The following is a 24068-nucleotide window of genomic DNA, read 5'->3' as shown; positions in this document are numbered from 1 at the left end:
GAGGCCGGGAACGGCCGGCGTGCGTCCCGGTCGTCGTCAGCCGGTCTGCGTTCCCCGCTCCAGCAGCGGCGCCGCGTCGGAGAGTACCCCGGCGATCCTGGCCAGCGTCTCCTCGTCCCGTTCCACGGCCTCCAGGACCGGGCCCGCGGCCGTGTTCCAGCGCCGGGCGACCGCCCCCGGGTCCTCGCCGGTCAGCAGTCCGGCGGCCTGCGCGGCGGCGCCGAGGGCGACCAGTTCCTTGGCCTCGGGCACCTGGACGGGCCGCCCGGAGAGCCGTCGTACGGTCTGCTGCCAGGCGGTGCCCTGGGCGCCGCCGCCGATCAGCAGCAGCGGCGTCGAACGGTCCGCGTCCTCGTCCAGCACCAGGTCCAGTGCCCCGAGCAGCGCCTGCACGGCGCCGTCGTAGGCGGCCTGGAGGAGCTGGCCGCCGGTGGTGTCGTGGCGCAGGCCGTGCAGCAGCCCGGAGGCGTTCGGCAGGTTCGGGGTGCGCTCGCCGTCCAGGTACGGCAGCAGGGTGACCCCCGAGACCGGCTCCACCGCCTCACGGTCCAGGCCCAGCAGGGCGGCGACGCGGTCGACGGCGAGGGTGCAGTTCAGGGTGCAGGCCAGGGGTAGCCAGTCGCCGTGGGCGTCGGCGAAGCCCGCCACCGTGCCGGTCGGATCGGCGGGGCGCCGCTTGGACACGGCGTACACCGTGCCGGAGGTGCCCAGGCTCATCACCGGCGTCCCGGGCCGCAGACCGAGGCCCAGGGCGGCGGCCGCGTTGTCGCCGGTGCCGGGGGCGACCAGGGTGCCCTTGGAGAACGGCAGGTCGTGGCCGTCGCGTACGGTGCCAGCCACCTCGCCGGGCCGGACCACGCGGGGCAGCAGGGCGGGGTCGAGGCCCACGTGCGCGAGGATCTCGCTGTCGTACGACTCCGTGGCGGACGCCCACCAGCCGGTGCCGGAGGCGTCGCCGCGGTCGGTCGTGCCCTCGCCGGTGAGCCGCTCGGTGAGGTAGTCGTGGGGCAGGCGGACGGCCTTCGTGGCACGCAGGGCCTCCGGCTCGTGCTCGGCGAGCCAGGCCCACTTCGTCACCGTGAAGGAGGCGCCCGGCACGCTGCCGGTGCGCTCCGCCCAGGCCTTCGGGCCGCCCAGCTCCTCGATGAGACGCAGGGCCTGCGGCGCGGATCGGACGTCGTTCCAGAGCATGGCCGGGCGCACCGGCTCGCCCTGCGCGTCCAGCGTGACCAGGCCGTGCTGCTGGCCGCCGATCGACACCGCGGCGGCCTCCCGCGCGGCGTCCCCGCACTGGCGCAGGGCCTCGGACAGCGCGTCCCACCACTGGCGCGGGTCGCTCTCGCGGCCGGCCCCGGAGGACACGGTGTGCGGTGCCTGGCCGCGCGCGACGACCTGGCCGGTGGCCGCGTCGACCACCAGCGCCTTGGTGGACTGGGTGGACGTGTCCACGCCGACGACGAGCGGACCCTCGGCTGCTGACATCGGGCTCTCCCTTTTTGCGCGGCTCATGATCTTGATGCGGTCGGTGTCTCACCCCGAAGACACCTTGTCTCTTCCCGGAGACGTGTGTGCATACTAATTTGTAAACCGCCATGACGAAATAGTCCGGAGCAGCAAGGAGCCGCGTCATGAACTACCAGCCCACCCCCGAGGACAGGTTCACCTTCGGCTTGTGGACCGTCGGCTGGCAGGGAAGGGACCCGTTCGGCGACGCCACCCGCCGTGCCCTCGACCCGGTCGAGACGGTGCAGCGCCTGGCCGAGCTCGGCGCCCACGGCGTGACCTTCCACGACGACGACCTGATTCCCTTCGGGTCCTCGGACAGTGAGCGCGAGGGTCACATCAAGCGCTTCCGTGAGGCCCTGGACGCGACCGGCATGAAGGTGCCGATGGCGACCACCAACCTCTTCACCCACCCCGTCTTCAAGGACGGCGGGTTCACCGCGAACGACCGTGACGTGCGCCGCTACGCGCTGCGCAAGGTCATCCGCAACATCGACCTGGCGGTCGAACTCGGCGCCGAGACGTACGTCGCCTGGGGCGGCCGCGAGGGCGCCGAGTCCGGCGGGGCCAAGGACGTCCGCGTCGCCCTCGACCGCATGAAGGAGGCCTTCGACCTCCTCGGCGAGTACGTCACCGAGCAGGGCTACGACCTTCGCTTCGCCATCGAGCCCAAGCCGAACGAGCCGCGCGGCGACATCCTCCTGCCCACCGTCGGCCACGCGCTCGCGTTCATCGAGCGCCTGGAGCGCCCCGAGCTGTACGGCGTGAACCCCGAGGTCGGCCACGAGCAGATGGCCGGGCTGAACTTCCCGCACGGCATCGCGCAGGCCCTGTGGGCGGGCAAGCTCTTCCACATCGACCTCAACGGCCAGTCCGGCATCAAGTACGACCAGGACCTGCGCTTCGGCGCCGGTGACCTGCGGGCCGCCTTCTGGCTCGTCGACCTCCTGGAGAGCGCCGGTTACGCCGGTCCGAAGCACTTCGACTTCAAGCCGCCGCGGACCGAGGACCTCGACGGCGTGTGGGCCTCGGCCGCGGGCTGCATGCGCAACTACCTCATCCTCAAGGAGCGTGCCGCCGCCTTCCGCGCCGACCCGCAGGTCCAGGAGGCGCTGCGCGCCGCCCGTCTGGACGAGCTGGCGCAGCAGACCGCGGCGGACGGCCTCAAGGCACTGCTCGCGGACCGCAGTGCCTTCGAGGACTTCGACGTGGAGGCGGCCGCCGCGCGCGGTATGGCCTTCGAGCAGCTCGACCAGCTCGCCATGGACCACCTGCTGGGCGCGCGCGGCTGAACGAAGCCCACGCGCGTGTGCCGTCGGCCGTGAGTGGCCTGCGCCGACGGCACGCGCGCGTGCGTCCTCGCGGCGGCTCTGGCGGGGAATGTGCCGGAATCGTGCGATCCACGGCATGAGGAGGTATCAACTTCCGCGCGGGGCTCGCCCCATGACCGGGCCGAGGCGAGTCTGGACGGTATGGCCATGCCGCCGGTACCGCCCCAGCCGCCCGGACCGCCGGGTGACACACCGCCTCCGGGCGGTGGCTTCGGACCACCCCCTGACGACTTCGGGCGCAACGGCTCGAACCCCTACGGCGGAATGCCGTCGACCCAGCCGATGGCTCGGGTCGGCGACCCCGGCCCGAGCGGTCCGAGAAAGCGCCGGAGCCCGCTGTTCGCCCTGCTCGCCGTGATCGCGGCGGCCGTGGCGGTCGCCCTCGTCGTGGTCTTCATGGCCTCGGGGAGCGACGACTCGCCGGACAGGAGCCCGGCCTCGCGGACCAGCACGAGCCGATCTCCCGAGCCGTCGTTCAGTCTGCCCACACGGCTGCCCAGCGAGTTGCCGAGCGAGCTCCCGTCGCAGTTCCCGAGTGACATCCCCAGCGGGTTCCCGAGCGACCTGGAGTCACTGCTGCCGTCCCTGATCGGCTGACGCGGACCTCACAGACGGCGCGGCAGCCGGACGTACGTCACCGTCGTCTCCACCCCGCTGTCGACCAGCCGGCCCTCGGTGTCGAACGCCCCGGTTCCGTCCGTCATCCCGAAGTCGTTGTCGTTGATCAGGGCGAGCGTGTCGTCGTCCACGCGCGCGACGCCCTCGATCTTTCCCGGCACGCCGGCGACGGTGCCCAGGTCGACGACCAGCTTCTTGGCCGGCACAGGAACTCCCTTGGCCGCCGGATCGGCGAGCTGCTCCAGCGAGGGAGACGTGGTGTCGTCGTCCCAGGAGCTGCCGAGGATGTTCGAGGACCGGTCCAGGCGTACCAGCTGAAGCCGTGCGGCCCTGTCCGTGCGCTCCTCGACCAGCAGCCGGTCACCGCCCACCGCGACCAGCGAGGAGATCTTGAGCTCGGAGGTGTCGTCCTCGCCCGGGTCCACGACGTCCACAGGGTCGAACCGGTACGCGTACTCGGCGGTGACCGCCTTCTTCTTCGGCGAGAACCTCAGCAGCCGGGCGGTCCGCGAGGCCTCTCCGGCGGCCGTGTCCGGCAGGGACAGCGGGCTCTGCACGGCCAGTACCAGGTCGCCGCCGGGGAGTTGGGCGAGCCCCTCGAAGCCCCGGTTGATCTTCCGGTGCAGCAGCACGGACGGCAGCGCCTCCAGCACCGGGTAGTCGGCGCCGGTGAGGTTCAGTCCCTCGGGCACATAGCGTGTGAGGACCCTCCCGCGCGCGGAGACGTGCACCAGGCTCGGCCCGTACTCGTCGACGAGCCAGAAGGTCCCGTCCGCGGCCCGCACGATGCCCTCGGTGTCCAGACCGTCCGGGTTGTACGGCAGAGCCGTGAGCGCGCGGTAGTCGTACGGCGCCTCGTCACGTCCCTGCTGGTCGGGCAGCCCTGTGACGGCCCTGCCGGAGGAGGTGGTGACCGGGATCGCGTCGAGCACCTCGACGGCGTCGCCGCAGAGGCGGATCTTCACGATCGCCGGGTCGAACCCCGGGACCGGGAAGGTGCGGCGCTTGGTGCCGCCGACCTTGATCTGGCCGTTGGGCCCACGGTCGGTGACGGTCCAGAACTCGCCCTTGCGGCCCGCCGGGAAGATGTCACTGCCTATGCCCCCGAGGTCCACCCCGCGGTCGTCGTCCACCGTGCCCGGCAGCAGCCCGTTGCTGAACGCACCGAGCGGGATGTCGCCCAGCGTCGCCGTACGGACGACCCGCGCCCCGTCGGCCGGGGCCCCCGTGGCCGGGCCCGCCGCGCCCAGGGCGGCGACCAGGGCGAGCGGTACGCCCACCGCGGCGGTGCGTCTGGCGGGGCGTCGGCCGTCGGAACGCGCGGACATGGGGGCCTCCTGGGGACCAAGTTCACTGACAGCGGCCAGATTTGGGCCCCGCTCGGAACACCGTACGGCCGAGGGGTGAACGTGCGGCATCGACGGGACGTAGACCCCGTGCCGTTCGTTCGACGCGGCGCCGGTCGTGGGGGCCGACGCCGAGCGTGGCAGGCCGATGGCTGCGGCGAGGGCCGGGGACGGGGGCGGGGACGGGGCCCGCCGGCCCGTGCCGAGGCGGCTGAGCAGCGTGCTGCTGCGCCGGTTCACGGTGGGGCCGGCCGAGCTACCGCTGCTGCTCGGCTGAGGGGAGCTCCGCCGAGGCCAGCGCGGTCGCCGGATCGAGTGCCGCCGGGCCCGCGAGCGTCCAGCGTTCCCCCTCCTTGCGGTACGGCCACCACCGGCCGTCCCGCCCCAGGCGTATCTGGGCCGGCGCGCCGACGACTGTCCAGCGGTTGCCGGCCGCCGTGAGCCGGGGCCGTTCGTCCTCGTCCCAGGCCGAGTCCAGAGCGGCACCCGCGCGTGCGAGTGCGCCGCCCGAGGGCTGCCATGACTCCTCCAGCACGGACAGCGCCTCCGCACCGCCGAGCCCCCACGCGTGCGTGGCGTCCGCCAGGGACTGCGGGTCGCGCCCCGATCCGTGGGCGAGCCGCTCCGCCAGCGCTTGGTCGGGAGCGGCGACGGCGAGTCGTACGGCGTCCTGGGCGGCCGTCAGTTCGCGCGGAGAGGAGGGTTGTCGGAGAGCCTCCGCGAGCAGGCGGTGTGCCTCCACCGCGGTCCGGGCGGCCAGATGGCGGACGGCGACCGGGTCGACGCCCGGCCCCGGGGGGGTCTCCGTGTCCAGGGAGGGCGGCAGGCCGGGGTTGTCGGGAAGTGCCGGGGGCGCGGGCAGGGGCGGCAGTACGGCGCCGGCCGCGTACGCCTCGGCGGCATCCACGCCCTCCGGTTCGGGGGCTTCCCGGGTGGGGGCGGCGCTGCGGCCCCGGAGAGCCTCCAGCAGGGCGTCCTCGGCGCGTCCGCGCATCAGCAGCAGCACGAAGGGGTCCTGGTCCAGCAGCCTGGCCATCTGGTAGCACAGGGCCGCCGTGTGCCCGCAGTGGTCCCAGGCGCCGCAGTCGCACTCCGGTTCAAGATCGCCCAGCCCCGGCAGGAGGTCGATGCCCTCGGACGCCGCGTCCTCCACCAGGTGCGTCGGCATCTCGCGGTCCAGCAGGGCGGCGACGTGGCCGGACCGTTCGACCGCCAGGTCGAGGAGGCGGTCCCACTGCTCGTCCGGGAGTTCGGCCAGCAGGACGTCCGCGCGGTGCGCGGTGCGGTCGCGGTCCTGCACGACCGCCGTGATGCGCCCGGGACGTACCGACACGGCACCCACCGCGCCCGCGCGCGCGAGGCCGCGCCCCGTCTTCACCTGCCCCGTGTCCAGCGCGGTGTCCTCCAGGGCCCGCAGCCAGGCCTGGCCCCACCAGGTCTGTGCGAAACCCCGCCCGCGCGCGGGCGGCAGCGCCGCGAACGTGTGCTCCGTGTCACCCTCGTGTCCGGTCATCGTGCGCCCCCTCGCAGCTCCACCAGGTCGGTCAGTTCCGCGTCCGTCAGTTCGGTCAGTGCCGCCTCGCCGGAGCCGAGCACCGCGTCGGCCAACTCCCGTTTGCGGTGCAGCATGTCGGCGATGCGGTCCTCGACCGTGCCCTCGGCGATCAGCCGGTGCACCTGCACCGGGCGGGTCTGGCCGATGCGGTACGCGCGGTCGGTGGCCTGCGCCTCGACGGCCGGGTTCCACCAGCGGTCGTAGTGCACGACGTGCTCGGCCCGGGTGAGGTTCAGACCGGTACCCGCCGCCTTCAACGACAGCAGGAACACGGGCACTTCCCCCTCCTGGAACCGCCGCACCATCGCCTCGCGCCGCACGACCGGTGTCCCGCCGTGCAGGAACTGCGACGGCAGGCCGCGCGCCGCGAGATGCCGCTCGATCAGCCGGGCCATGCCCACGTACTGCGTGAACACCAGGACGCCCGCCCCCTCGGCGACGATGGTGTCCAGGAGTTCGTCCAGCAGCTCCAGCTTTTCGGAACGGCCGGCGATGACCGGCTGCTCCTCCTTGAGGAACTGCGCCGGGTGGTTGCAGATCTGCTTCAGACCGGTCAGCAGCTTCACGATCAGTCCGCGTCGCGCCATGCCGTCAGCCCGGGAGATCTCTGCCAGCGTCTCGCGCACGACGGCCTCGTACAGTCCGGTCTGTTCCGGTGTCAGCGACACGGCACGGTCGGTCTCCGTCTTCGGCGGCAGCTCCGGGGCGATCCCCGGGTCCGACTTGCGGCGCCGCAGCAGGAAGGGGCGTACCAGCCGGGCCAGACGCTCCGCGGCGGCCGGGTCCTGACCGCTCTCGACGGCCCGTGCGTACCGGGCGCGGAAGGTGCCGAGCGGGCCCAGCAGCCCAGGGGTCGTCCAGTCGAGGATCGCCCACAGCTCCGAGAGGTTGTTCTCCACCGGGGTCCCGGTGAGCGCCACGCGTGCGCGTGCCCCGATCGAGCGCAGCTCCCGGGCGGTCGACGAGTACGGGTTCTTCACGTGCTGCGCCTCGTCCGCCACGACCATCCCCCATGCGGCAGCGGCGAGCCGGGACGCGTCCAGGCGCATGGTGCCGTACGTGGTGAGCACGAACTCCCCGTCGGCCAGGCCGTCGAGTGCGCGCCGCGGACCGTGGAAGCGGCGCACGGGCGTACCCGGTGCGAACCTCTCGATCTCGCGCTGCCAGTTGCCCATCAGGGACGTCGGGCACACCACGAGGGTGGGGCCGGCGGTCGACGGGTCGGTCTGCCGGTGCAGATGCAGCGCGATCAGGGTGATGGTCTTGCCGAGTCCCATGTCGTCGGCCAGGCAGCAGCCGAGGCCGGAGGACGTCATCCGGGCCAGCCAGTTCAGGCCCCGGCGCTGGTAGTCGCGCAGGGTCGCGGCGAGGGCGGCGGGTTGCGGGACCGGCTCCTGGCCCTCCGGATCCGCCAGCCGGTCCCGCAGGGCCGCCAGCCACCCGGTCGGCTGCACGTCGAACCTGGCTCCGTCGACCTCGGCGGAGCCCGTCAGAGCGGCCCTGAGGGCGTCGACGGGCGTGACCTTGCGGTCCTGCCGGGCACGCGCCCGGCGCACTTCCTGCGGGTCGACCAGCACCCACTGGTCACGCAGCCGCACGACAGGCCGGCCGGCCTCGGCGAGCCGGTCCAACTCCTCGCGCGTGAGCTGCTGGTCGCCCAGCGCGAACCGCCAGTCGAACGCGAGCAGGGCGTCGGCGGACAGGAACGACGGAGTGGCCGACGGCACCCGGTCGTGGCCGTCCGGCGGGCCGACTCTCGCGCGCGTGGTGAGCTTTGCGGCCATGCCCTTCGGCCAGTGCACCTCGACGCCCAGATCGGACAGGGCCCGTGTCCCCGGACCGAGCAGCTCGGTGATCTCCTCGTCGGCGAGTTCGACCGCGTCCGGGACGGCCGCCGAGAGCAGCGGGGCGAGCGCGGGCCACGCGCGTGCGGCCCTGCGCAGCGCGAGCAGGCCGTCCATCCGCGCGTGGGGACCGAAGGCGGTGGCACCGTCCCACACGTCGGCGGCGTCCGCCACGAGCGTCGGATCGCTCACGCTGTGCAGCTGGAGAACGGCCCTGAAGGCGGGCGCCTCACCGCTGTCCAGGCCGCGCACCTCGATCCGCAACGAGACGCGTACTCCGGCGTCGTGGCCCGCGGCGACATCCGCCGCCCACGCACGCTGCTCGGGCACCTGCCGCGGTTCCTGGGCGGCGTAGGCGGGTCCGCCTGTGAGGAGGGGCGCCGCGGGGGAGCGGGGCAGGGCGTCGGCGACCGCGTCGAGGAAGGCGCGCAGCAACCGTTCGGGATCGGGCAGCCGCAGTGGTTCGGCGGTGCTCTGCGGTCCGGTGGTGCTCTGCGGTCCGGTGGTGCTCGGCGGTACGGCGTTGCGCGTCGGTACGGCGTTGGCGTTGGCGTTGCTCAGCGGTACGGCGTTGCTCAGCGGCACGGCATGCGCCTCGGGCGGCATCGCCGCGGCGAGCCGGCGGATCCGCTCCACGTCCGCGGCGTCCAGGGGACCCACGCGCCAGGCGTCGTGATCGGTGGCGGACAGACCGGGCAGCAGCAGCCCCCGGGCCACGCACTGCAGGGCCAGTACGGCCGCCGCGCCCCAGAAGACGGCCGCCCGGTGCCCCTGCGGGGAGGTACGCGCACGCGTGAGGACCGGCAGGGCGGCGCGGACCGGCAGCAGCACCGCGGGCAGTCTCACCGGTGCCACCCCGTCGTCGCCGGGAATCACGAGCGAGAGGTCCTCGACCGCTCCCACAGCGACGTCGGGAGGAGGGGCACCGTCGGGCCGCCAGAAGGCCACCCTGCCGGTGCGGGCCGGATCGCCGGGCACGAACACGGCGCTGCACGAGGCCAGTTCGGAGATCTCGGACGGTGATGCCGCGGGGTACCCCTGAACAGAGATCGTGGGACTCCTCAAACTTGACTACGTCGTCGGAGTGGTCGAGGGTACATCACCTCCCCGGCTTTCATAGCTGTGTCCTGGGTCACATGCACATGGGGTGTCGCCAACCCCCCTGTGCCCACGGTGCTGACCCCCCTGTGCACACGGGGGGGTTCCCGGATGGTCGCCCAAGGTCACCGGTCCGTACGTTTTCTCAGGTCAGCACGTTTCCTGAGAGAGCCGGAGTCCGGACATGCCCCAGAGCGCAGCGATCCTCGCGCCCCACCCGCGCGGTACGTCCGGCTCCCCGCCCGGCGGAAGCGAGTTCGCGCCTCTCCTGCGCGCGGTGAAGGGCCAGGGCCTCCTGGACCGCCGGCGCGGCTGGTACGCCCGCGCCGTCACCGTCAACGCGCTCGCTCTCGCCGGCCTCGTCACGGCCGTCGCCCTGTCCGGCGACTCCTGGCGGACCCTGCTGGTGGCCCCGGTCCTCGCGGTGTTCTGCGCCCGCACCGCCTTCATAGGGCACGACGCCGGCCACGCGCAGATCACCGGGGACAGGACGACCGGCCGGCTCATCGGGCTTCTCCACGGCAATCTGCTGCTGGGGATGAGCTACTCCTGGTGGAACCACAAGCACAACCGGCACCACGCCAACCCCAACCACATCGACAAGGACCCCGACGTCGCCGCCGACGTCCTCGTCTTCACCGGCGAACAGGCCAGGGGACGCACCGGCTTCAGGCGCCTGCTCACCCGCCATCAGGCTTGGCTGTTCTTCCCGCTCACCCTCCTCGAAGGCGTCGCACTGAAGATCCAGGGCTTCCGGGACCTGCGCAGGCAGGCGCCGGGGGAGCGCGCGGTGGAGGGCACTCTCCTGGTGGCCCATCTCGCCGCCTACGCCACGCTGCTGCTGACCGTCATGTCCCCCGGGAAGGCGCTGGCCTTCGCGGCGGTCCACCAGGCGCTGTTCGGCCTGCATCTCGGGATGGCCTTCGCCCCCAACCACAAGGGCATGGAGATGCCGGACCCGGACGGAGAGTCCTGGGGCCACCTGCGCCGCCAGGTGCTCACCTCCCGCAACATCCGCGGAGGCGTCCTCACCGACTGGTTCCTCGGCGGCCTCAACTACCAGATCGAGCACCACCTCTTCCCCAGCATGCCCCGGCCCCATCTGCGCCTCGCCCAGCCGCTGGTCCGCGCCCACTGCCGGGAACTGGGTATCCCCTACACGGAGACCGGACTCGTCGACTCCTACCGTCAGGCCCTGGGCCATATGCACGAGGTGGGCGAGCCGCTGCGGGCCGACCGCTAGCGGGCCCGCCTCCGGGGTGTCTCAGGGCGAGGTCTCGCCAGGTCTCAGGGATGTCTCAGGGTTGCGATGCGGAACTGACGGAGGCGTGGACCCGTTTTTCCGGACAGAGAGCGGCAACCGCCGCGAAGGAGGCGACGCACATGTCGAAGAACGCGAAGATCGCCGCGGGGGGAGTCGCGGTCGGACTGCTCCTGCTGTTCTGGCTGCCCTGGTGGGCCGCAATCCTGATCGTTCTGGGAGTCCCGGCCGCCGCGTATCTCACCCTCGACCCCTCACAGCGGCGCAGGCTGCGCCGCGTCACCCGCAAGGAACTCGGCCGCTGACGCACCCGCACCGGCCGGGATCGAACCGACCCGGGCGGTGCGGCGCGGCGGTTCAGCTGGGGCGCACGGCCATCTTGTCGAGCGCCTCCAGCAGTCCCGGCAGCTCCGGGCCCCGGCCCACCGGCAGGACCTCCCCGGGCTCGTCGTCGAGCAGCACGAACGCGATGTCGTCGGTCCTGGCCACCAGTGACCAGCCGGGACCGTCGGCGCGCAGTGTCCGCGCGTCTCCCGACGCGAAGGACGACCGGACACGTCCCAGGGGCGGCGGCGAGTCCACGTAGGCGCGGGCCTCCGCGAGAACGCGCCGGACACCGCTGTGGCCCTTGCGCGGTGTCCCGTTCCCGGCCGCACCCGAAGTGGCGCCTGCCGCAGCGCTGTCGCCCGTTGCGCTGTCCTGCGTGGCCTCGTCACCCGTGGTCCTGTCCCGCGAGGCGTCCCCGTCAGCGGTCACGCCATCCGCAGTCTCACCCTCCGAGGCCTTCGAGGCCGCACCGCCCGAGGCCTGCGGGACCGCACCTTCCGAGGTCTGCGGGACCGCACCGTCCGCCGACGCGCCGTCCACGGCCGCCCCGCTCACGGTCCCGTCACCCCCCGCGGAGCCGCCGTTCGGGCTCGGGAAGGCCGAGTCGTCGATCTGTTCCCGCCACATCGCCCACTGGAGCGCGATCTCGTCGGCGCCCAGACGCCGCTGGGCGGATCCCCACGTCGACGTGTCCGGCGGCGCCAGCAGCGGCCCGTCGGCGGCCTCGGGGTCGGGGTCGTGCGGCGCCGGCACGCCGGGCGCGGCGACGGCGACCGCGAGCGGCCAACCGGGCAGGGCGGCCACGACCGTGCGCTCGTCGGGCGACAGGTCGTACTCCATGCCGCAGTCCCAGGACGCGATGGCGACGGCGACCAGGGAGACGTCGTCGATGACGACGGTCCACCTGGCGCCGCTCCCGTCCTGGCCGATCACCAGGCCGTACCCGTCGGCCAGCGGTGCCAGGCCGAGCGCCGCGCAGGCCTCCGGATAGTCGTCGCCCAGCACGCTCGGGAACTTCGCCGGCGTCAAAAGCACCGCCGTCAGCACGTAGAGCGCGTCGTCCGCGGCGGCGACGGCGTCCTCGTCCGTCCCGGCCATCCCAGCCTCCCCATCGGTTCGTCCAACGGCGCGCACCTTAGTGTGCGCGGAAGGCGCTTGTCACGACTCCCAAGAACACCCGGAGCTGCAGTTTTCCGGCTGGACGGGGGCGAAACGACCACCCCTCGCCGGCCGCTCAGGCCGCCGGCAGTCCGAGGAGCGCACGAGCCACCGTACGCGGAGACTCGTCGCGCTCCCGCGCGAGGGCGATCACGGCCCGGCACGCGAGCTCGTTGACCCCGAACGACAGGGCCTCCGGCGAGACCCAGGCCGAGGCCTCGTCGATCCGGTCCTGGTCGTCCTCGGCGCAGGCCGAGACGTACGCGGCGGCGGCCTCGAAAAGATTGTGCGGGCGGGTCTCCCGGCCGGTGGGCTCCTGGGTGCGCAACGAGTTGACGAGTCTGGCACTGGACCTGCGGATCCTGCCCCACATGCCGACCACCTTCCCCCAGCTGACGTCTGTGCCGAACGTGCATCCTCCGCTGTTCAACGTAGAGTCGGAACTTTCGCCGCAGAAGGGCCCGACGGCCCGACACGGAAGCACACGGGGGCTCAGAAGGGCCGGAAAACGGTCAACCCGGTATGCGGGACGGGATACTTGAGCCTTCTCGCGACATGGCGACCAGGGGAGTGGAATCGGTGAACTCTGCCGGAGGGAAGGGCCGTTGGGGAGAAGGCGGCGGGCGGACCGGACGGCATGCCGTCGTCGTGGGCGGCAGCCTCGCGGGACTTCTCGCGGCGCACGTCCTGGCCGCACACGCCGACCGGGTGACTGTCGTCGAGCGGGACCGGTTCCCGCAGGGCGCGAAAGACCGCCCCGGCGTGCCGCAGGGCCGCCACCCGCATGTGCTGCTCCAGGGCGGACAGGTGGCCCTGGAGTCGCTGCTGCCGGGCTTCCTGGCGGAGCTGCGGGAGGCGGGGGCGCCGCGGGTGGGCATGCCGGCCGACATGGTGCTGTGGCAGAGCGGCCGCTGGTTCCGGCGGGTGCCCGCGACGACGCACATCTACACCGGCTCGCGCGCGCAGCTCGAGGAGCTGGTGCGGCGGCGGGTCCTGACCAACCCCCTGATCAGCGTGCTGGAGGGGACCGACGCCGTCGGCCTCCTCGGCGACGCCACGCGCGTGCGGGGCGTCCTGCTGCGCGACCGATCGGGCGACACCCGCGCGCAGTCCCGCCCCCTGGAGGCCGATCTGGTCGTCGACGCCTCCGGCAGCGGCACGAAGGCCCCGCAATGGCTCGCGGCGATCGGCGCCGAGCGCCCCCGAGAGGAGACCATCGACACCGGCCTCGCCTACGCCTCCCGCGTCTACCGCGGCACGAACGGCGCCCTCGACGGCGAAACCCGCGGCTACTACGCCTATCCCGACCCCGAGCAGGTGCACGCCGGCGGTGCGCTGCCCCTGGAGGACGGCAGCCACCTGGTGATCGTCTCGGGTCTGCGCGGCGACGAACCGCCCACGGACGACGACGAGTTCGTGACGTACGCCAAGAGGTTGCCGCACCCGCTCCTGCACCAGTGGCTGGACGAGGCGGAACCGCTCTCCCCGGCGTTCGGCTACCGGCGGACGGCCAACATCCGCCGACGCTACGACCTCCCCGGGCACCCGGCCGGATTCCTCGCCACCGGCGACGCCCTGTGCACCTTCAACCCGATCTACGGGCAGGGCATGGCCGTGGCCGCGATGAGCGCGGTCGCCCTGCGGGACGCGCTGGCCGACCCGCGCCGGACGCCCACGACCCGGCGTGTGCAGCAGGCGCTCCTCGCGGCGTCCCGGCTCGCGTGGGACATCTCCGCGGGGGCGGACCGCAAGATGCCGGGCGCGGTCGGCACCGCGACCGACGGCGCGCCCGCGGACCGCTTCGCCGGGTGGTACCTGCACCGTGTCCAGGAGCGCGCCCCCGGGGACCCGGTCGTGGGGCGGGCCTTCCGTGCCGTCCTGACCCTCTCCGAGCCCGTCACCGCCCTGTTCGCGCCGCCCGTGGCCAGGGCCGTCCTCTTCGGTCCGCCCGCGCCGACGCCGGCCGGGCCGCCCGCGGCACCGGAGGAGCGCCAGTCCCCGGCGGGCTGACCGGCTCACCCGGACAGTGACGTGATCGTCTCCCGCAGCCAGGCGAGTTCCGCCCGCGAGGTGGCACGGGCGATGGTCAGCACACCGCGCCGGAAGGGATCGTCCAGCTCCTCGGCGCTCAGCGGGCGGTCGCCCTCGTAGAAGAAGCTCGCGGGCTCCTCCAGGAAGGCGAGCCGGCGCCGCAGCACGGCAGCCTGCGCGTCGGCGTCGTCCAGGTGCCGGAGGAAGGCGAGAACCGTGAACCACCGGTTCTCGTCGGAGATGTCCCGCGCCGCCGTCTCCGCGAGCCGGCGACGCAGCTCCTGGCGGCCCTCGGCGGTGAGCGTCAGGACATGGCGGGGCGCGGCCACCGCACCGGGTTCCGTCGCGCGCGCCAGCAGCCCCGCCTTCTCCAGCCGTTTGATGGCCGGATACAGCGTGCTCTCGGCCACGGGGCGCACGTGCCCCGCCAGCGCCGTGATGCGTTTGCGCAGTTCGTAACCGTGCAGCGGGGCGTCGTAGAGGAATCCGAGGATGGCCAGCTCCAGCATGCACGCATTCTGCCGCACCGGCGCTGTACATCCCCTCCGACTTACTACGTCTTCGCTATACATCGGTGGCGATGTATTGTCCTGGGTGTCGCAACCGAGGGAGGACACATGAGGCAGGCCGAGTTCGACGACAAGGGCAGCTGCATCCGCTGGACCGAGACGCCCGGCGAGGAACCGGCACGCGTGTACGTGCACGGCCTGGGATCCGTCTCGACCGTCTACCACGCGCACATCGCGGCCCGGCCCGAACTCGCGGGCCGGCGCAGCCTGTTCGTCGACCTGCCCGGACACGGCATCAGTGACCGCCCCCACGACTTCGGATACACCCTGGAGGAGCACGCGGACGCCCTGGCCGCCGTGCTGGACGCCGCGCGTCTGAGCGGTGCCGAGCTGATCGCGCACAGCATGGGCGGGTCGGTCGCGCTCGTGCTCGCCCACCGGCGACCGGAACTCGTCTCCCGGCTGGTCCTCACGGAGGCCAACCTCGACGCCTCACCCCCGGCCACGGCGGGCAGCACCTGGATCGGCTCCTACGAGGAGGAGGACTTCGTGACGGGCGCCCGCGCGCGCGTGCTCGAGAAGGCCGGCCCCGTGTGGGCCGCGACCATGCGGCTGACCGATCCGCGCGCCCTGCACCGCAGCGCGGCCGGCCTCAGGCGCGGATCGGTACCCATGATGCGGGCCGTTCTCGAAGAACTGCCGATCGACCGGGTGTACCTCCAGGGCGAGCTCAGCGGCGAACTGGAGGGGCGACAGGCGCTTGAGGCGGCGGGCGTGCGCGTGGTGACCGTCCCCGGCGCCGGACACAACGTCATGCTCGACAACCCCGAGGCCTTCGCGGCGGCGGTCGCCGGCTCCGGGTGAGCGCCTCAGCCTTCGCGCACGGCCAGCGCCAGGAAGCGGGCGTCCTCGTCGGCGTACGACGTCAGGCGCCATCCCGAACCGGACAGCAGCGGGCGGAGGTTGGGCTCGGCGCGCAGGTCCTCCGGGGTGATCCGCCGTCCCTGCCGGGCGGCGAGCGCCGCCCGGCCGATCGGATGGAACAGGGCCAGGACGCCACCGGGCCGCACCACCCGGGCCAGCTCGCGCAGATTCTCGGACGGGCTCGGCAGATGGGAGATCAGACCCGCTCCGAAGACGGCGTCCAGTGACCGGGAGCGCAGCGGCAGCGCGGCCACGTCGGCCAGCAGCAGGTACCCCTCCCGGTCACGGCCGGCCCGTACGGCTTCGTGCAGCATGGCGGGGGTGAGATCGGCCCCGAGGACCACCCCCGAGGGCCCCACGGCCGCCCGCAGGGGCGGCAGGGCCCGTCCGGTGCCGCAGCCCGCGTCCAGAACCCGGTCGCCCTCCCGCAGACCGAGCTCGGCGACCGCGGCGGCGTAGGCCGGACCGTCGTTCGGGAACTTCCGGTCCCAGTCGGCGGCACGCGCCGAGAAGAACTCCTGGACGTGTGTGTGGTCGTCGCTCATGTTCCGCATGATCCCGCACCGACACGGATCAGGGCCCGTGCGCACACGTTCGAGCGTGACGCGATCGTTCAGACGCATCTCTGCGCCATATTGCAACACCTTTCGAAATGCGCCCCCTTTGTGCGCCCCTGCCCCCACTAGCGTCCCCTGGCCATGGGACACCTGGACCACGCAGCCCTGGGCTGGCTGACGCCCACACTCTCGTACGTCATGGCCTGCATCGGCGCCGCGCTCGGCCTGCGCTGCACCATGCGCGCGCTCGGAGCCACCGGACGTTCGCGCCGCAACTGGCTCATCACCGCGGCCTCGGCCATCGGAACCGGCATCTGGACCATGCACTTCGTGGCCATGCTCGGCTTCGGCGTCAGCGGCACCGACATCCGCTACGACGTGCCGCTGACCATCGCGAGCCTCCTGGTCGCGATGGCCGTCGTCGCCGCCGGCGTCTTCGCGGTCGGCTACAGCCGCGACCGGGTCCGCGCGCTCCTCCTGGGCGGACTCACCACCGGCCTGGGCGTGGCGAGCATGCACTACCTGGGCATGGCCGCCGTACGGCTGCACGGCGACGTCCACTACGACCCGGTGCTCGTCGGTCTCTCCGTCCTCATCGCGGTGGTCGCGGCGACGGCGGCCCTGTGGGCGGCGCTCAACATCAAGTCGCCCGTCGCCGTCACCCTCGCCTCCCTGATCATGGGGGCCGCGGTCAGCAGCATGCACTACACGGGGATGTTCGCGGTGAGCGTGCGGGTCTCGCCCTCGGGCGCCGTCCTGCCCGGCGCGACGGCGATGCAGTTCATCTTTCCGCTCGCCGTCGGGCTCGGTTCCTATCTGTTCCTGACCTCGGCCTTCGTCGCGCTGTCGCCCACGACAGGAGAGCGTGAGGCATCCGTCTCGGCCCAGCGCACCGTCGAGAGCGTCACCTCCTAGCGGCGGATCCGGGCCCCGGACGGGCCGACGACACGCCCCCGAACCACTCCCGAGCGAGGAGGCCATGCGTACACCGCGTAGGACCCCCACAGCCGGCGCCGAGTCGCCGCACCAGACACCGGCGCGCGGCCGCCGCGCACACGCCGGACCACCGGCCGACGAAAGTCCGGGCGACCCCGTGGGTCCCCCGGCCGAGGACATACCCGCCCGCGCGGGACACTGGCGGATACGCCCCCGCACGGTCCGCGCCAAGATCGTCTGCCTGCTCATGGTGCCCGTGGTCTCGCTGCTCGCGCTGTGGGCGTACGCCACCGTCAGCACCGCCCAGGACGTGTCCCGTCTGCGGCAGTTGCAGCGCGTGGACGAATCCGTGAGGGCCCCGGTCGCCGAGGCCGTGACCGCGCTCCAGGCGGAGCGCGCCGCCGCCGTCCGCTGTGCGACCGACCCGTCCGCCGCGCAGAGCGACGACCTCCGCAAGCTCGCCGCGCGCACCGACCGGGCCGTCGCACGACTGCGGCTCGGCGACGACAACACCGTCGCCGACAGCGAGGAACTGCCCGCCGGTGTCGCCCGGCGGCTCGAAGCCTTCGTGACCGGCGCCGAGCAACTGCGCTCCGTGCGCGCCGCCGTACTGGACCGCAGCGCCGGATGGGACGAGACGTACGGCCGCTACACCAGGACCATCGCCGGCGCCTTCACGGTCGGCGGCGCCCTCACCGGCATCCAGGACGCCCAGCTCGGCTCCGACGCACGTGTGCTGCTCGAGTTCTCCCGCGCGCGCGAGTCGCTGGCCCAGGAGGACGCCGTGCTGTCGAGCGCGCGGCTGGCGGGCGTGCTCGCCGGGGAGCGGCTGCGGCTGTTCACCGGGGCCGTCGACACCCGGCGGACCCTGACCGAGGGCGCTGTGGCGGACCTGCGCGGCTCCGACCGCGCCGCCTGGGCGAAGGTCGCCGGCAGCGGCGCCTACGCCACCGTGACAGCCGCCGAGGACCGGGTGCTGGCCGCCGCCCCGGGCGTCCGCGCCGTCGAGTCGACGCCTGAGGCCACCTGGCGGACGGCACACACGCGTGTGCAGGACGGCATGCGCACCGTCGAACTGGCCGCGGGCAGCGGTGTCGCCCACCGCGCCGACCCGTTCACCCGGGGACTGCTCGCCCCGGCCGGGGCCGCCGTCCTGCTCGGCCTGATCGCCGTCGCCGCGTCGCTCGTCATCTCCGTGCGCATCGGACGCGGCCTCGTCATCGAGCTCGTGAGCCTGCGCAACAGCGCCCTGGAGATCGCCCGCCGCAAACTCCCGGAGGCCATGGACAGGCTGCGCGCCGGCGACGAGATCGACATCCGGGCCGAGGCCCCGCCCGGACCACCCGCCGAGGACGAGACCGGCCAGGTCGCCGAGGCCCTGTCCACCGTGCACCGCGCCGCGCTGCGCGCCGCCGTCGAGCGCGCCGAACTCGCCAGCGGCATCTCCGGGGTCTTCGTCAACCTCGCCCGCCGCAGCCAGGTCCTCGTCCACCGCCAGTTGAGCCTGCTCGACAGCATGGAACGCCGCTCCGACGACCCGAACGAACTGAGCGACCTCTTCCGGCTCGACCACCTCACCACCCGCATGCGCCGCCACGCCGAGAGCCTGATCATCCTCTCCGGAGCGGCACCCGGCCGCGCCTGGCGCATGCCGGTCTCGCTCACCAACGTGGTCCGCGCGGCCGTCTCCGAGGTCGAGGACTACGCGCGCGTGGAGGTGCGTCAGCTGCCCGACGCGTCCGTCGTCGGCGCCGCGGTCGCCGACCTCACCCACCTGCTGGCCGAGATCATCGAGAACGCCGCCCAGTTCTCGCCGCCCCACACGCGCGTGCGGGTCGTCGGCGAACCCGTCGGCAACGGTTACGCCGTCGAGGTCGAGGACCGCGGCCTCGGCATGGGCAAGGAGACCCTCGCGGAGGCCAACCGCCGCATCGAGCAGTCCGAGGCACTCGACCTGTTCGACAGCGACCGGCTGGGCCTGTTCGTGGTCAGCAGGCTCGCGGCCCGGCACGGCATCAAGGTGCACCTGCGCACCTCGCCCTACGGCGGCACCACCGCGGTCGTCCTGCTGCCTACGGCCCTGCTGCACATCAAGGCGGCGGAACGTTCCCCCGCCAAGGCGGCGGACCGGGAACGGCTCACCGAACGCGAGTACGCGCGTGTGGCCGCCGGCGAACGCGACCAGGAGCCCGTCCCCGCCCCTGCCGAGCGACCCGCCCTGGTGGCTCACCCGATGGCCGCGGACCGGGGAACGACCGACACACCGCCCTCCGGGGTCACCGCCCTGCGTCTGCACCGCCCGCCCGAGGAGCCGGAGGAGGCCGAGGACCTGCCCCGCCGGGTACGGCAGGCGAGCCTCGCCCCCCAGCTGCGCGAGCGGCGCTCCGAGGAACCGGCCGAGGCAGCCGCCCACCGGGACGACGACGGCCGTACACCCGAAGTCGTCCGGAACCGGATGGCGGCGTACCGGGACGGCTGGGCGCGCGGCGGCGGCAGGCAGCCCGGCCGCAGGGCCACCCCAGACACCCCAGCGGGCAGCGACAGCAGCGAAGGAGACCGAGGATGATCCAGGACCCGAGCATGAGGGCCGACACGGGGGTCCCCCCGCGCGAGCGCGGCCGGGAATGGGGAAGGTCCGGCGAACTCGACTGGCTGCTGGACGACTTGGTGCTGCGCGTGAGCGAGGTACGGCATGCCGTGGTGCTCTCCAACGACGGCCTCGCCGTGGGCGCCTCGACGGACCTGCGCCGTGAGGACGCGGAGCATCTCGCCGCGGTCTCCTCCGGCTTCCACAGTCTGGCCAAGGGCGCGGGCCGGCACTTCGGCGCCGGGGGAGTGCGCCAGACCATGGTCGAGATGGACGACGGCTTCCTGTTCGTGGCCGCCGCGGGAGACGGCTCCTGCCTCGCCGTCCTCACCGCGGTGACCGCCGACATAGGCCTGGTCGCCTACGAGATGGCACGGCTGGTCAAGCGGGTCGGCGAGCACCTCTACACGCCGCCGCGCGTGGGCGCGCGGCCACCCGCCGCCGGATGAGGAAGAAGGGCGGTCGGACCGGATGACCGAGGACATGGCGGGCCTCCCCCACGAACTGGGGAGCCAGTGGTACGACGGTGAGGCCGGGCCCCTCGTCCGCCCCTACGCGATGACGGGTGGACGCACCAGGCCCGGCCCCACCGGGGTGCGTTTCGATCTGATCGCCCTCGTCACCCTCGACGTCGGCGCGCCCGGGGCCGGCGACGACACGGCGCTCGGGCCGGAACACCGGGCCCTGATCGACCTGTGCCGCGTCGAGACGCAGTCGGTGGCGGAACTCTCCGCAGGCACCGACCTGCCCGTCGGCGTGGTCAGGGTGCTCCTGGGGGACCTCCTGGAACTCGGCTGTGTCACCGTCAGCCGCCCGGTGCCTCCCGCACAGCTTCCCGACGAACGGATTCTGCGCGAGGTGATCGAAGGGCTGCGGGCGCTGTAGATGAACGTTCAGAACCGGGCAATAACCGGTCCAACCGCGCGAAGCGGAGCCCCAGTTGTCATGATGCTGCCTTCGCGGCCCCGCACCGATGTCGCCGTCCACCGCCGGCCCTCCCGAGAGAAGTGATCGATGGTCTCCGAGAACTCCGACGCCCAGGGCGGCGAGACGACCGCCCTCGCGCTGAAGATACTGGTCGCCGGCGGATTCGGCGTGGGCAAGACCACCCTGGTGGGCGCGGTCAGCGAGATCAGGCCGCTGCGCACCGAGGAACTGCTCAGTGAGGCGGGGCAGTCGGTGGACGACACCGACGGTGTGGACCAGAAGGTCACCACCACGGTCGCCATGGACTTCGGGCGGATCACCATTCGCTCAGGGCTGTCGCTCTACCTCTTCGGCACCCCGGGGCAGGACCGCTTCTGGTTCCTGTGGGACGAGTTGTCACAAGGGGCCCTGGGTGCCGTGGTCCTCGCGGACACCCGGCGCCTGGAGGACTGCTTCCCGGCCGTGGACTACTTCGAGCACCGGCACATCCCGTTCGTGGTGGCCGTCAACTGCTTCGCCGGCGCCCGGACCTACGGCGCCCACGACGTCTCCCGCGCCCTCGACCTCGACCAGGGCACCCCCGTGGTGCTGTGCGACGCACGGGACCGCGACTCGGGCAAGGAGGTGCTGATCCGGCTGGTCGAGTACGCCGGGCGGATGCACACCGCCCGGCTGCTCGACTCGGTGGGCTGACCCCGGCTTCCGGAGCCGCCGCACCGGAGCGTCACTCCGCGACGGCCTTTTCGGCCAGTACCTTGTCGATCTTCACGCGGACGAGGAGTTCCCCGGGAACGCCGTTGCGGGCTCCGAACTCCTCGGCCCGCTCCTCGCCCATGTACCGGGCTCCGATCCGGCCGGCCCAGTGCCGGACCTCGTCGAGATCCTCCGACAGCAGGGCCTGTCCCCGCAGCACCACGTAGTCGAAGGGCGGCCGGTCGTCGTCCACGCACAGTGCGACGCGTCCGTCCCGCGCCAGGTTGCGTCCCTTCACGGTCGCCTTCCCGGTGTTGAACACCAGGTCGTCCCCGTCGAGCACGAACCAGATCGGCGCCACGTGCGGACTCCCGTCGGCCCGGACGGTCGACAACTTTGCGGTGCGGGTGCCGTGCGAGACGAACTCCCGCCATTCCTCATCGGTCATCTTCTGTGCCATGTCCCCATTCTCCTTGCCCCGTTGACGGTCGTGGTGAAGGCTTGCCAGGAGGTCCTCCGGGCAGGAGGAGACGTCACACGGGGAGACGGGGCACATGCCGCAGAAGCAGGGGCTCGGCTGGCTGCTGGACGATCTGACCGAGCGCGTCGACCACGTACGGCACGCGCTGGTGCTGTCCAACGACGGCCTGGTGACGGGCGCCAGCACGGGACTGCGACGCGAGGACGCGGACCATCTCGCCGCCGTCTCGTCCGGACTGCACAGCCTGGCCAAGGGCTCGGGGCGCCACTTCGGCGCGGGCAGCGTACGGCAGACGATGATCGAGTTCGACGACGCGGTGCTGTTCGTCACCGCGGCGGGCACCGGCAGCTGTCTGTGCGTCCTCAGCGGCTCCGAGGCCGACATCGGCCGCATCGCCTACGAGATGACGCTGCTCGTCAACCGGGTCGGCGAGCATCTCGACGTGGACGCCCGCCGACCCGAGCGGAGCCCGGCGACGGACCTCTGACCTGTGGTTTCCGCGGGCCTTGGGAGTTATCCACAGGCCCGCCACGCATCTCGCCCCACCGGCTACGGTCTTTGTCACAGCGAGCGCACACAGCGTGAGCGACGACTCCACGGGGGAGCGACATGACGAGCACAACCATCACCCGGCCCCAGCGCCATTCCTGTCCGCCCAGCCGCGCCGCACGCGAACTGGGCATCAAGCGAAGCGAGTTCGACCTGGCCGTCCACCTGGGCCAGATCCGGACGGTGCCCGACGAAGGAGGCGGGGGCCGACGCGTCACCTCCTCCGAGATCGACCGGCTGCGGTCCACGGACGGCTTCCCGGACTCACTGCGCCAACGCGTACGGCTCGTGGGCACCACCGAGGGCGCCCAGGTCATGGACATCCCGGTCGGCAGGTTCACCCGCCTGGCGCGCCTCGGTCTGTTCTCGCCAGTGCGCTTCTACCTGAACCGCTACCGGGCCGTGGTGTGGCTGTATCTGGCCGACGACCTGGAGGAGTTCACGACAGTCGAGGAGAACACTCCGCTGCTGACCGCGCGGCGGATGCCCGAGGGGCTGCGCGATCTGCTGGACGAGGGCGTGGACCTGCGCGCCCGCAACTGGCGCGGACGCCACCGCGGATTCCTCCTGCGCCTCGCCGAGGACCCCTGGGAGAGCGCCGGCGCCCTCGCCGCCTTCCTCGACACCACGCAGATCGCGGAACTCGTCCCGGACCCCTACGAGCGGTCCCACCTGGGTCGCTTCCGGCCGGGACCACCCGCCCACGGGGCGCAGGGCTCGCCCGCCGCGCAGCTCGTCGAAAAGATCATGACGGCGGACGACCCGGCCGAGATCGCCTGGCTGAGGACCGAACTGACCCGCGCCCTGGAGGACGCGCGGCGGTTCCGGCCGGCACCGCGTCCCGCGGGCCGACAGGCACCTTCCGGCCTGCCCCCGGCCGAGCCGCTGTCCCGGGAGCCGTCCCGCGGACTGCTCGGCCGGCTCCTTCGCAGAGGCGCCTGACCTACAGCGGCCGGAACAGCCCCTCCTGGACGACGGACACCAGCAGACGTCCCTCCCGGTCGTAGATCCGGCCACGGGCGAGCCCGCGGCCACCCGTCGCGATCGGTGACTCCTGGTCGTACAGGAACCACTCGTCCGCGCGGAACGGCCGGTGGAACCACATGGCGTGATCCAGCGACGCGATGTCGAAGCTCCGCGGGCCCCACAGGGGCTGCACCGGGATACGGACGGCGTCCAGGAGCGTCATGTCGCTCGCGTAGGTCAGCGCGCAGGTGTGCACGACCGGGTCGTCCCCGAGCGGCCCGACCGCGCGCATCCACACCGCGCTGCGCGGCTCGGAGCCCTTGACCTCCTCGGCGCTCCAGCGCAGCCGGTCCACGTAACGGATGTCGAAGGGCTGGCGGCGCGCCATCCGCTCCAACTGCTCGGGCAGCTCGCCCAGGTGCTCCCGGATCTCGTCGCCGACCCTCGGCAGGGACTCCGGGTCCGGGACCTTGCGGGCCGGCGGCAGCTGGTGCTCGAAGGGACCTTCCTCAGGCTTGTGAAAGGAGGCGGTGAGATTGAAGATCGTGCGGCCCTGCTGCACGGCGGTGACCCGGCGCGTCGTGAACGACCGTCCGTCCCGCACCCGTTCGACCTGGTACACGATCGGTACCCCGGGCCGGCCCGGGCGCAGGAAGTACGCGTGCAGCGAGTGCACCGGGCGCTCGCCGTCCGTGGTGCGGGCGGCGGCCACCAGCGCCTGGCCCGCCACCTGGCCGCCGAAGACCCGCTGGAGGGACTCGTGCGGGCTTCGGCCACGGAAGATGTTGACCTCGATCTGCTCCAGGTCGAGCAGGTCGACGAGCCTCTCGGCCGGGTTGGTCATCGGTGGGATTCTCCTTGGCTCAC

23 protein-coding genes are annotated in these 24068 nt (G+C 72.9%); 13 read left to right on the top strand and 10 right to left on the bottom strand.

Going from position 1 to position 24068, the window contains the following annotated elements:
* Positions 1-36 precede the first annotated feature (36 nt).
* Positions 37-1482, bottom strand: a complete 1446-nt coding sequence (gene xylB, locus M2163_RS11055; protein WP_280893876.1) for a xylulokinase — start codon at positions 1480-1482, stop codon at positions 37-39.
* Positions 1483-1628: 146 nt separating this feature from the next.
* Between xylB and xylA the strand changes: the two genes are divergently transcribed.
* A complete protein-coding gene (xylA, locus tag M2163_RS11050; protein WP_280852954.1) occupies positions 1629-2795 on the top strand; it encodes a xylose isomerase in 1167 nt (388 codons plus the stop codon).
* Positions 2796-2975: 180 nt separating this feature from the next.
* On the top strand, positions 2976-3431 hold the full coding sequence (locus M2163_RS11045) for a hypothetical protein (protein ID WP_280893875.1): 456 nt from the start codon (positions 2976-2978) through the stop codon (positions 3429-3431).
* 8 nt (positions 3432-3439) lie between these two features.
* On the opposite strand, the gene M2163_RS11040 is transcribed toward M2163_RS11045, so the two are convergent.
* From M2163_RS11040 to M2163_RS11030, 3 genes are all read right to left on the bottom strand, one after another.
* Positions 3440-4780 (bottom strand): esterase-like activity of phytase family protein, encoded by a 1341-nt coding sequence (locus M2163_RS11040; RefSeq protein WP_280893874.1) that lies wholly within the window; start codon positions 4778-4780, stop codon positions 3440-3442.
* 274 nt (positions 4781-5054) lie between these two features.
* Entirely contained in the window at positions 5055-6311 is a 1257-nt protein-coding gene (locus M2163_RS11035; protein ID WP_280893873.1) for an SWF or SNF family helicase, read from the bottom strand.
* Complete coding sequence (locus M2163_RS11030) at positions 6308-9181, bottom strand: DEAD/DEAH box helicase (protein WP_280893872.1); 2874 nt, start codon at positions 9179-9181, stop codon at positions 6308-6310. The genes M2163_RS11035 and M2163_RS11030 overlap by 4 nt, the downstream gene beginning before the upstream one ends.
* Before the next feature lie 298 nt (positions 9182-9479).
* On the opposite strand from M2163_RS11030, the gene M2163_RS11025 reads away from it, so the two are divergent.
* Positions 9480-10538 carry an acyl-CoA desaturase gene (locus tag M2163_RS11025; RefSeq protein ID WP_280852959.1) on the top strand — a complete coding sequence of 353 codons (1059 nt, stop codon included), beginning with the start codon at positions 9480-9482 and terminating at the stop codon, positions 10536-10538.
* Between the two features lie 140 nt (positions 10539-10678).
* Positions 10679-10861, top strand: a complete 183-nt coding sequence (locus M2163_RS11020; RefSeq protein ID WP_280852960.1) for a hypothetical protein — start codon at positions 10679-10681, stop codon at positions 10859-10861.
* A 52-nt stretch (positions 10862-10913) separates the two neighbouring features.
* Here M2163_RS11020 and M2163_RS11015 read toward each other — a convergent pair whose 3' ends face one another.
* Complete coding sequence (locus M2163_RS11015) at positions 10914-11981, bottom strand: hypothetical protein (protein WP_280893871.1); 1068 nt, start codon at positions 11979-11981, stop codon at positions 10914-10916.
* Positions 11982-12117: 136 nt separating this feature from the next.
* Positions 12118-12414, bottom strand: a complete 297-nt coding sequence (locus M2163_RS11010; protein ID WP_280893870.1) for a hypothetical protein — start codon at positions 12412-12414, stop codon at positions 12118-12120.
* Positions 12415-12689: 275 nt separating this feature from the next.
* Between M2163_RS11010 and M2163_RS11005 the strand changes: the two genes are divergently transcribed.
* Entirely contained in the window at positions 12690-14051 is a 1362-nt protein-coding gene (locus tag M2163_RS11005; protein ID WP_280897245.1) for an FAD-dependent monooxygenase, read from the top strand.
* A 5-nt stretch (positions 14052-14056) separates the two neighbouring features.
* On the opposite strand, the gene M2163_RS11000 is transcribed toward M2163_RS11005, so the two are convergent.
* On the bottom strand, positions 14057-14581 hold the full coding sequence (locus M2163_RS11000; protein ID WP_280852963.1) for a PadR family transcriptional regulator: 525 nt from the start codon (positions 14579-14581) through the stop codon (positions 14057-14059).
* A gap of 108 nt (positions 14582-14689) precedes the next feature.
* Between M2163_RS11000 and M2163_RS10995 the strand changes: the two genes are divergently transcribed.
* Complete coding sequence (locus M2163_RS10995) at positions 14690-15445, top strand: alpha/beta hydrolase (protein WP_280893869.1); 756 nt, start codon at positions 14690-14692, stop codon at positions 15443-15445.
* A 5-nt stretch (positions 15446-15450) separates the two neighbouring features.
* Here M2163_RS10995 and M2163_RS10990 read toward each other — a convergent pair whose 3' ends face one another.
* The gene (locus M2163_RS10990) at positions 15451-16050 is read right to left on the bottom strand and encodes a class I SAM-dependent methyltransferase (RefSeq protein WP_280852965.1); all 600 of its coding nucleotides are present in this window, start codon (positions 16048-16050) and stop codon (positions 15451-15453) included.
* A gap of 153 nt (positions 16051-16203) precedes the next feature.
* On the opposite strand from M2163_RS10990, the gene M2163_RS10985 reads away from it, so the two are divergent.
* From M2163_RS10985 to M2163_RS10965, 5 genes are all read left to right on the top strand, one after another.
* Complete coding sequence (locus M2163_RS10985) at positions 16204-16977, top strand: MHYT domain-containing protein (protein ID WP_280852966.1); 774 nt, start codon at positions 16204-16206, stop codon at positions 16975-16977.
* 64 nt (positions 16978-17041) lie between these two features.
* Positions 17042-19564 carry a nitrate- and nitrite sensing domain-containing protein gene (locus M2163_RS10980; protein ID WP_280852967.1) on the top strand — a complete coding sequence of 841 codons (2523 nt, stop codon included), beginning with the start codon at positions 17042-17044 and terminating at the stop codon, positions 19562-19564.
* A 14-nt stretch (positions 19565-19578) separates the two neighbouring features.
* Positions 19579-20034, top strand: a complete 456-nt coding sequence (locus tag M2163_RS10975; protein ID WP_280854266.1) for a roadblock/LC7 domain-containing protein — start codon at positions 19579-19581, stop codon at positions 20032-20034.
* Positions 20035-20056: 22 nt separating this feature from the next.
* A complete protein-coding gene (locus M2163_RS10970) occupies positions 20057-20470 on the top strand; it encodes a DUF742 domain-containing protein (protein WP_280852968.1) in 414 nt (137 codons plus the stop codon).
* A 129-nt stretch (positions 20471-20599) separates the two neighbouring features.
* Positions 20600-21205, top strand: a complete 606-nt coding sequence (locus M2163_RS10965) for an ATP/GTP-binding protein (protein ID WP_053851955.1) — start codon at positions 20600-20602, stop codon at positions 21203-21205.
* Between the two features lie 31 nt (positions 21206-21236).
* Here M2163_RS10965 and M2163_RS10960 read toward each other — a convergent pair whose 3' ends face one another.
* Complete coding sequence (locus M2163_RS10960; protein ID WP_280852969.1) at positions 21237-21665, bottom strand: PPOX class F420-dependent oxidoreductase; 429 nt, start codon at positions 21663-21665, stop codon at positions 21237-21239.
* A 94-nt stretch (positions 21666-21759) separates the two neighbouring features.
* On the opposite strand from M2163_RS10960, the gene M2163_RS10955 reads away from it, so the two are divergent.
* A complete protein-coding gene (locus M2163_RS10955; protein WP_280852970.1) occupies positions 21760-22173 on the top strand; it encodes a roadblock/LC7 domain-containing protein in 414 nt (137 codons plus the stop codon).
* Positions 22174-22295: 122 nt separating this feature from the next.
* Positions 22296-23177 carry a DUF6397 family protein gene (locus M2163_RS10950; RefSeq protein WP_280852971.1) on the top strand — a complete coding sequence of 294 codons (882 nt, stop codon included), beginning with the start codon at positions 22296-22298 and terminating at the stop codon, positions 23175-23177.
* A 1-nt stretch (position 23178) separates the two neighbouring features.
* On the opposite strand, the gene M2163_RS10945 is transcribed toward M2163_RS10950, so the two are convergent.
* A complete protein-coding gene (locus M2163_RS10945) occupies positions 23179-24045 on the bottom strand; it encodes an acyl-CoA thioesterase II (protein ID WP_280852972.1) in 867 nt (288 codons plus the stop codon).
* Positions 24046-24068: the final 23 nt, after the last annotated feature.

Origin of the sequence: Streptomyces sp. SAI-135 (assembly GCF_029893805.1) — a bacterium.
Classification (GTDB): domain Bacteria; phylum Actinomycetota; class Actinomycetes; order Streptomycetales; family Streptomycetaceae; genus Streptomyces.
This window is presented reverse-complemented; position numbering and strand designations above follow the sequence as displayed.

What these genes read in the sequence shown, in the direction of transcription:
- xylB (WP_280893876.1), bottom strand. Translation starts at nt 1,482, where the DNA reads ATGTCAGCAGCCGAGGGTCCGCTCGTCGTCGGCGTGGACACGTCCACC.
- xylA (WP_280852954.1), top strand. Translation starts at nt 1,629, where the DNA reads ATGAACTACCAGCCCACCCCCGAGGACAGGTTCACCTTCGGCTTGTGG.
- M2163_RS11045 (WP_280893875.1), top strand. Translation starts at nt 2,976, where the DNA reads ATGGCCATGCCGCCGGTACCGCCCCAGCCGCCCGGACCGCCGGGTGAC.
- M2163_RS11040 (WP_280893874.1), bottom strand. Translation starts at nt 4,780, where the DNA reads ATGTCCGCGCGTTCCGACGGCCGACGCCCCGCCAGACGCACCGCCGCG.
- M2163_RS11035 (WP_280893873.1), bottom strand. Translation starts at nt 6,311, where the DNA reads ATGACCGGACACGAGGGTGACACGGAGCACACGTTCGCGGCGCTGCCG.
- M2163_RS11025 (WP_280852959.1), top strand. Translation starts at nt 9,480, where the DNA reads ATGCCCCAGAGCGCAGCGATCCTCGCGCCCCACCCGCGCGGTACGTCC.
- M2163_RS11020 (WP_280852960.1), top strand. Translation starts at nt 10,679, where the DNA reads ATGTCGAAGAACGCGAAGATCGCCGCGGGGGGAGTCGCGGTCGGACTG.
- M2163_RS11015 (WP_280893871.1), bottom strand. Translation starts at nt 11,981, where the DNA reads ATGGCCGGGACGGACGAGGACGCCGTCGCCGCCGCGGACGACGCGCTC.
- M2163_RS11010 (WP_280893870.1), bottom strand. Translation starts at nt 12,414, where the DNA reads ATGTGGGGCAGGATCCGCAGGTCCAGTGCCAGACTCGTCAACTCGTTG.
- M2163_RS11000 (WP_280852963.1), bottom strand. Translation starts at nt 14,581, where the DNA reads ATGCTGGAGCTGGCCATCCTCGGATTCCTCTACGACGCCCCGCTGCAC.
- M2163_RS10995 (WP_280893869.1), top strand. Translation starts at nt 14,690, where the DNA reads ATGAGGCAGGCCGAGTTCGACGACAAGGGCAGCTGCATCCGCTGGACC.
- M2163_RS10990 (WP_280852965.1), bottom strand. Translation starts at nt 16,050, where the DNA reads ATGAGCGACGACCACACACACGTCCAGGAGTTCTTCTCGGCGCGTGCC.
- M2163_RS10985 (WP_280852966.1), top strand. Translation starts at nt 16,204, where the DNA reads ATGGGACACCTGGACCACGCAGCCCTGGGCTGGCTGACGCCCACACTC.
- M2163_RS10980 (WP_280852967.1), top strand. Translation starts at nt 17,042, where the DNA reads ATGCGTACACCGCGTAGGACCCCCACAGCCGGCGCCGAGTCGCCGCAC.
- M2163_RS10975 (WP_280854266.1), top strand. Translation starts at nt 19,579, where the DNA reads ATGAGGGCCGACACGGGGGTCCCCCCGCGCGAGCGCGGCCGGGAATGG.
- M2163_RS10970 (WP_280852968.1), top strand. Translation starts at nt 20,057, where the DNA reads ATGACCGAGGACATGGCGGGCCTCCCCCACGAACTGGGGAGCCAGTGG.
- M2163_RS10965 (WP_053851955.1), top strand. Translation starts at nt 20,600, where the DNA reads ATGGTCTCCGAGAACTCCGACGCCCAGGGCGGCGAGACGACCGCCCTC.
- M2163_RS10960 (WP_280852969.1), bottom strand. Translation starts at nt 21,665, where the DNA reads ATGGCACAGAAGATGACCGATGAGGAATGGCGGGAGTTCGTCTCGCAC.
- M2163_RS10955 (WP_280852970.1), top strand. Translation starts at nt 21,760, where the DNA reads ATGCCGCAGAAGCAGGGGCTCGGCTGGCTGCTGGACGATCTGACCGAG.
- M2163_RS10950 (WP_280852971.1), top strand. Translation starts at nt 22,296, where the DNA reads ATGACGAGCACAACCATCACCCGGCCCCAGCGCCATTCCTGTCCGCCC.
- M2163_RS10945 (WP_280852972.1), bottom strand. Translation starts at nt 24,045, where the DNA reads ATGACCAACCCGGCCGAGAGGCTCGTCGACCTGCTCGACCTGGAGCAG.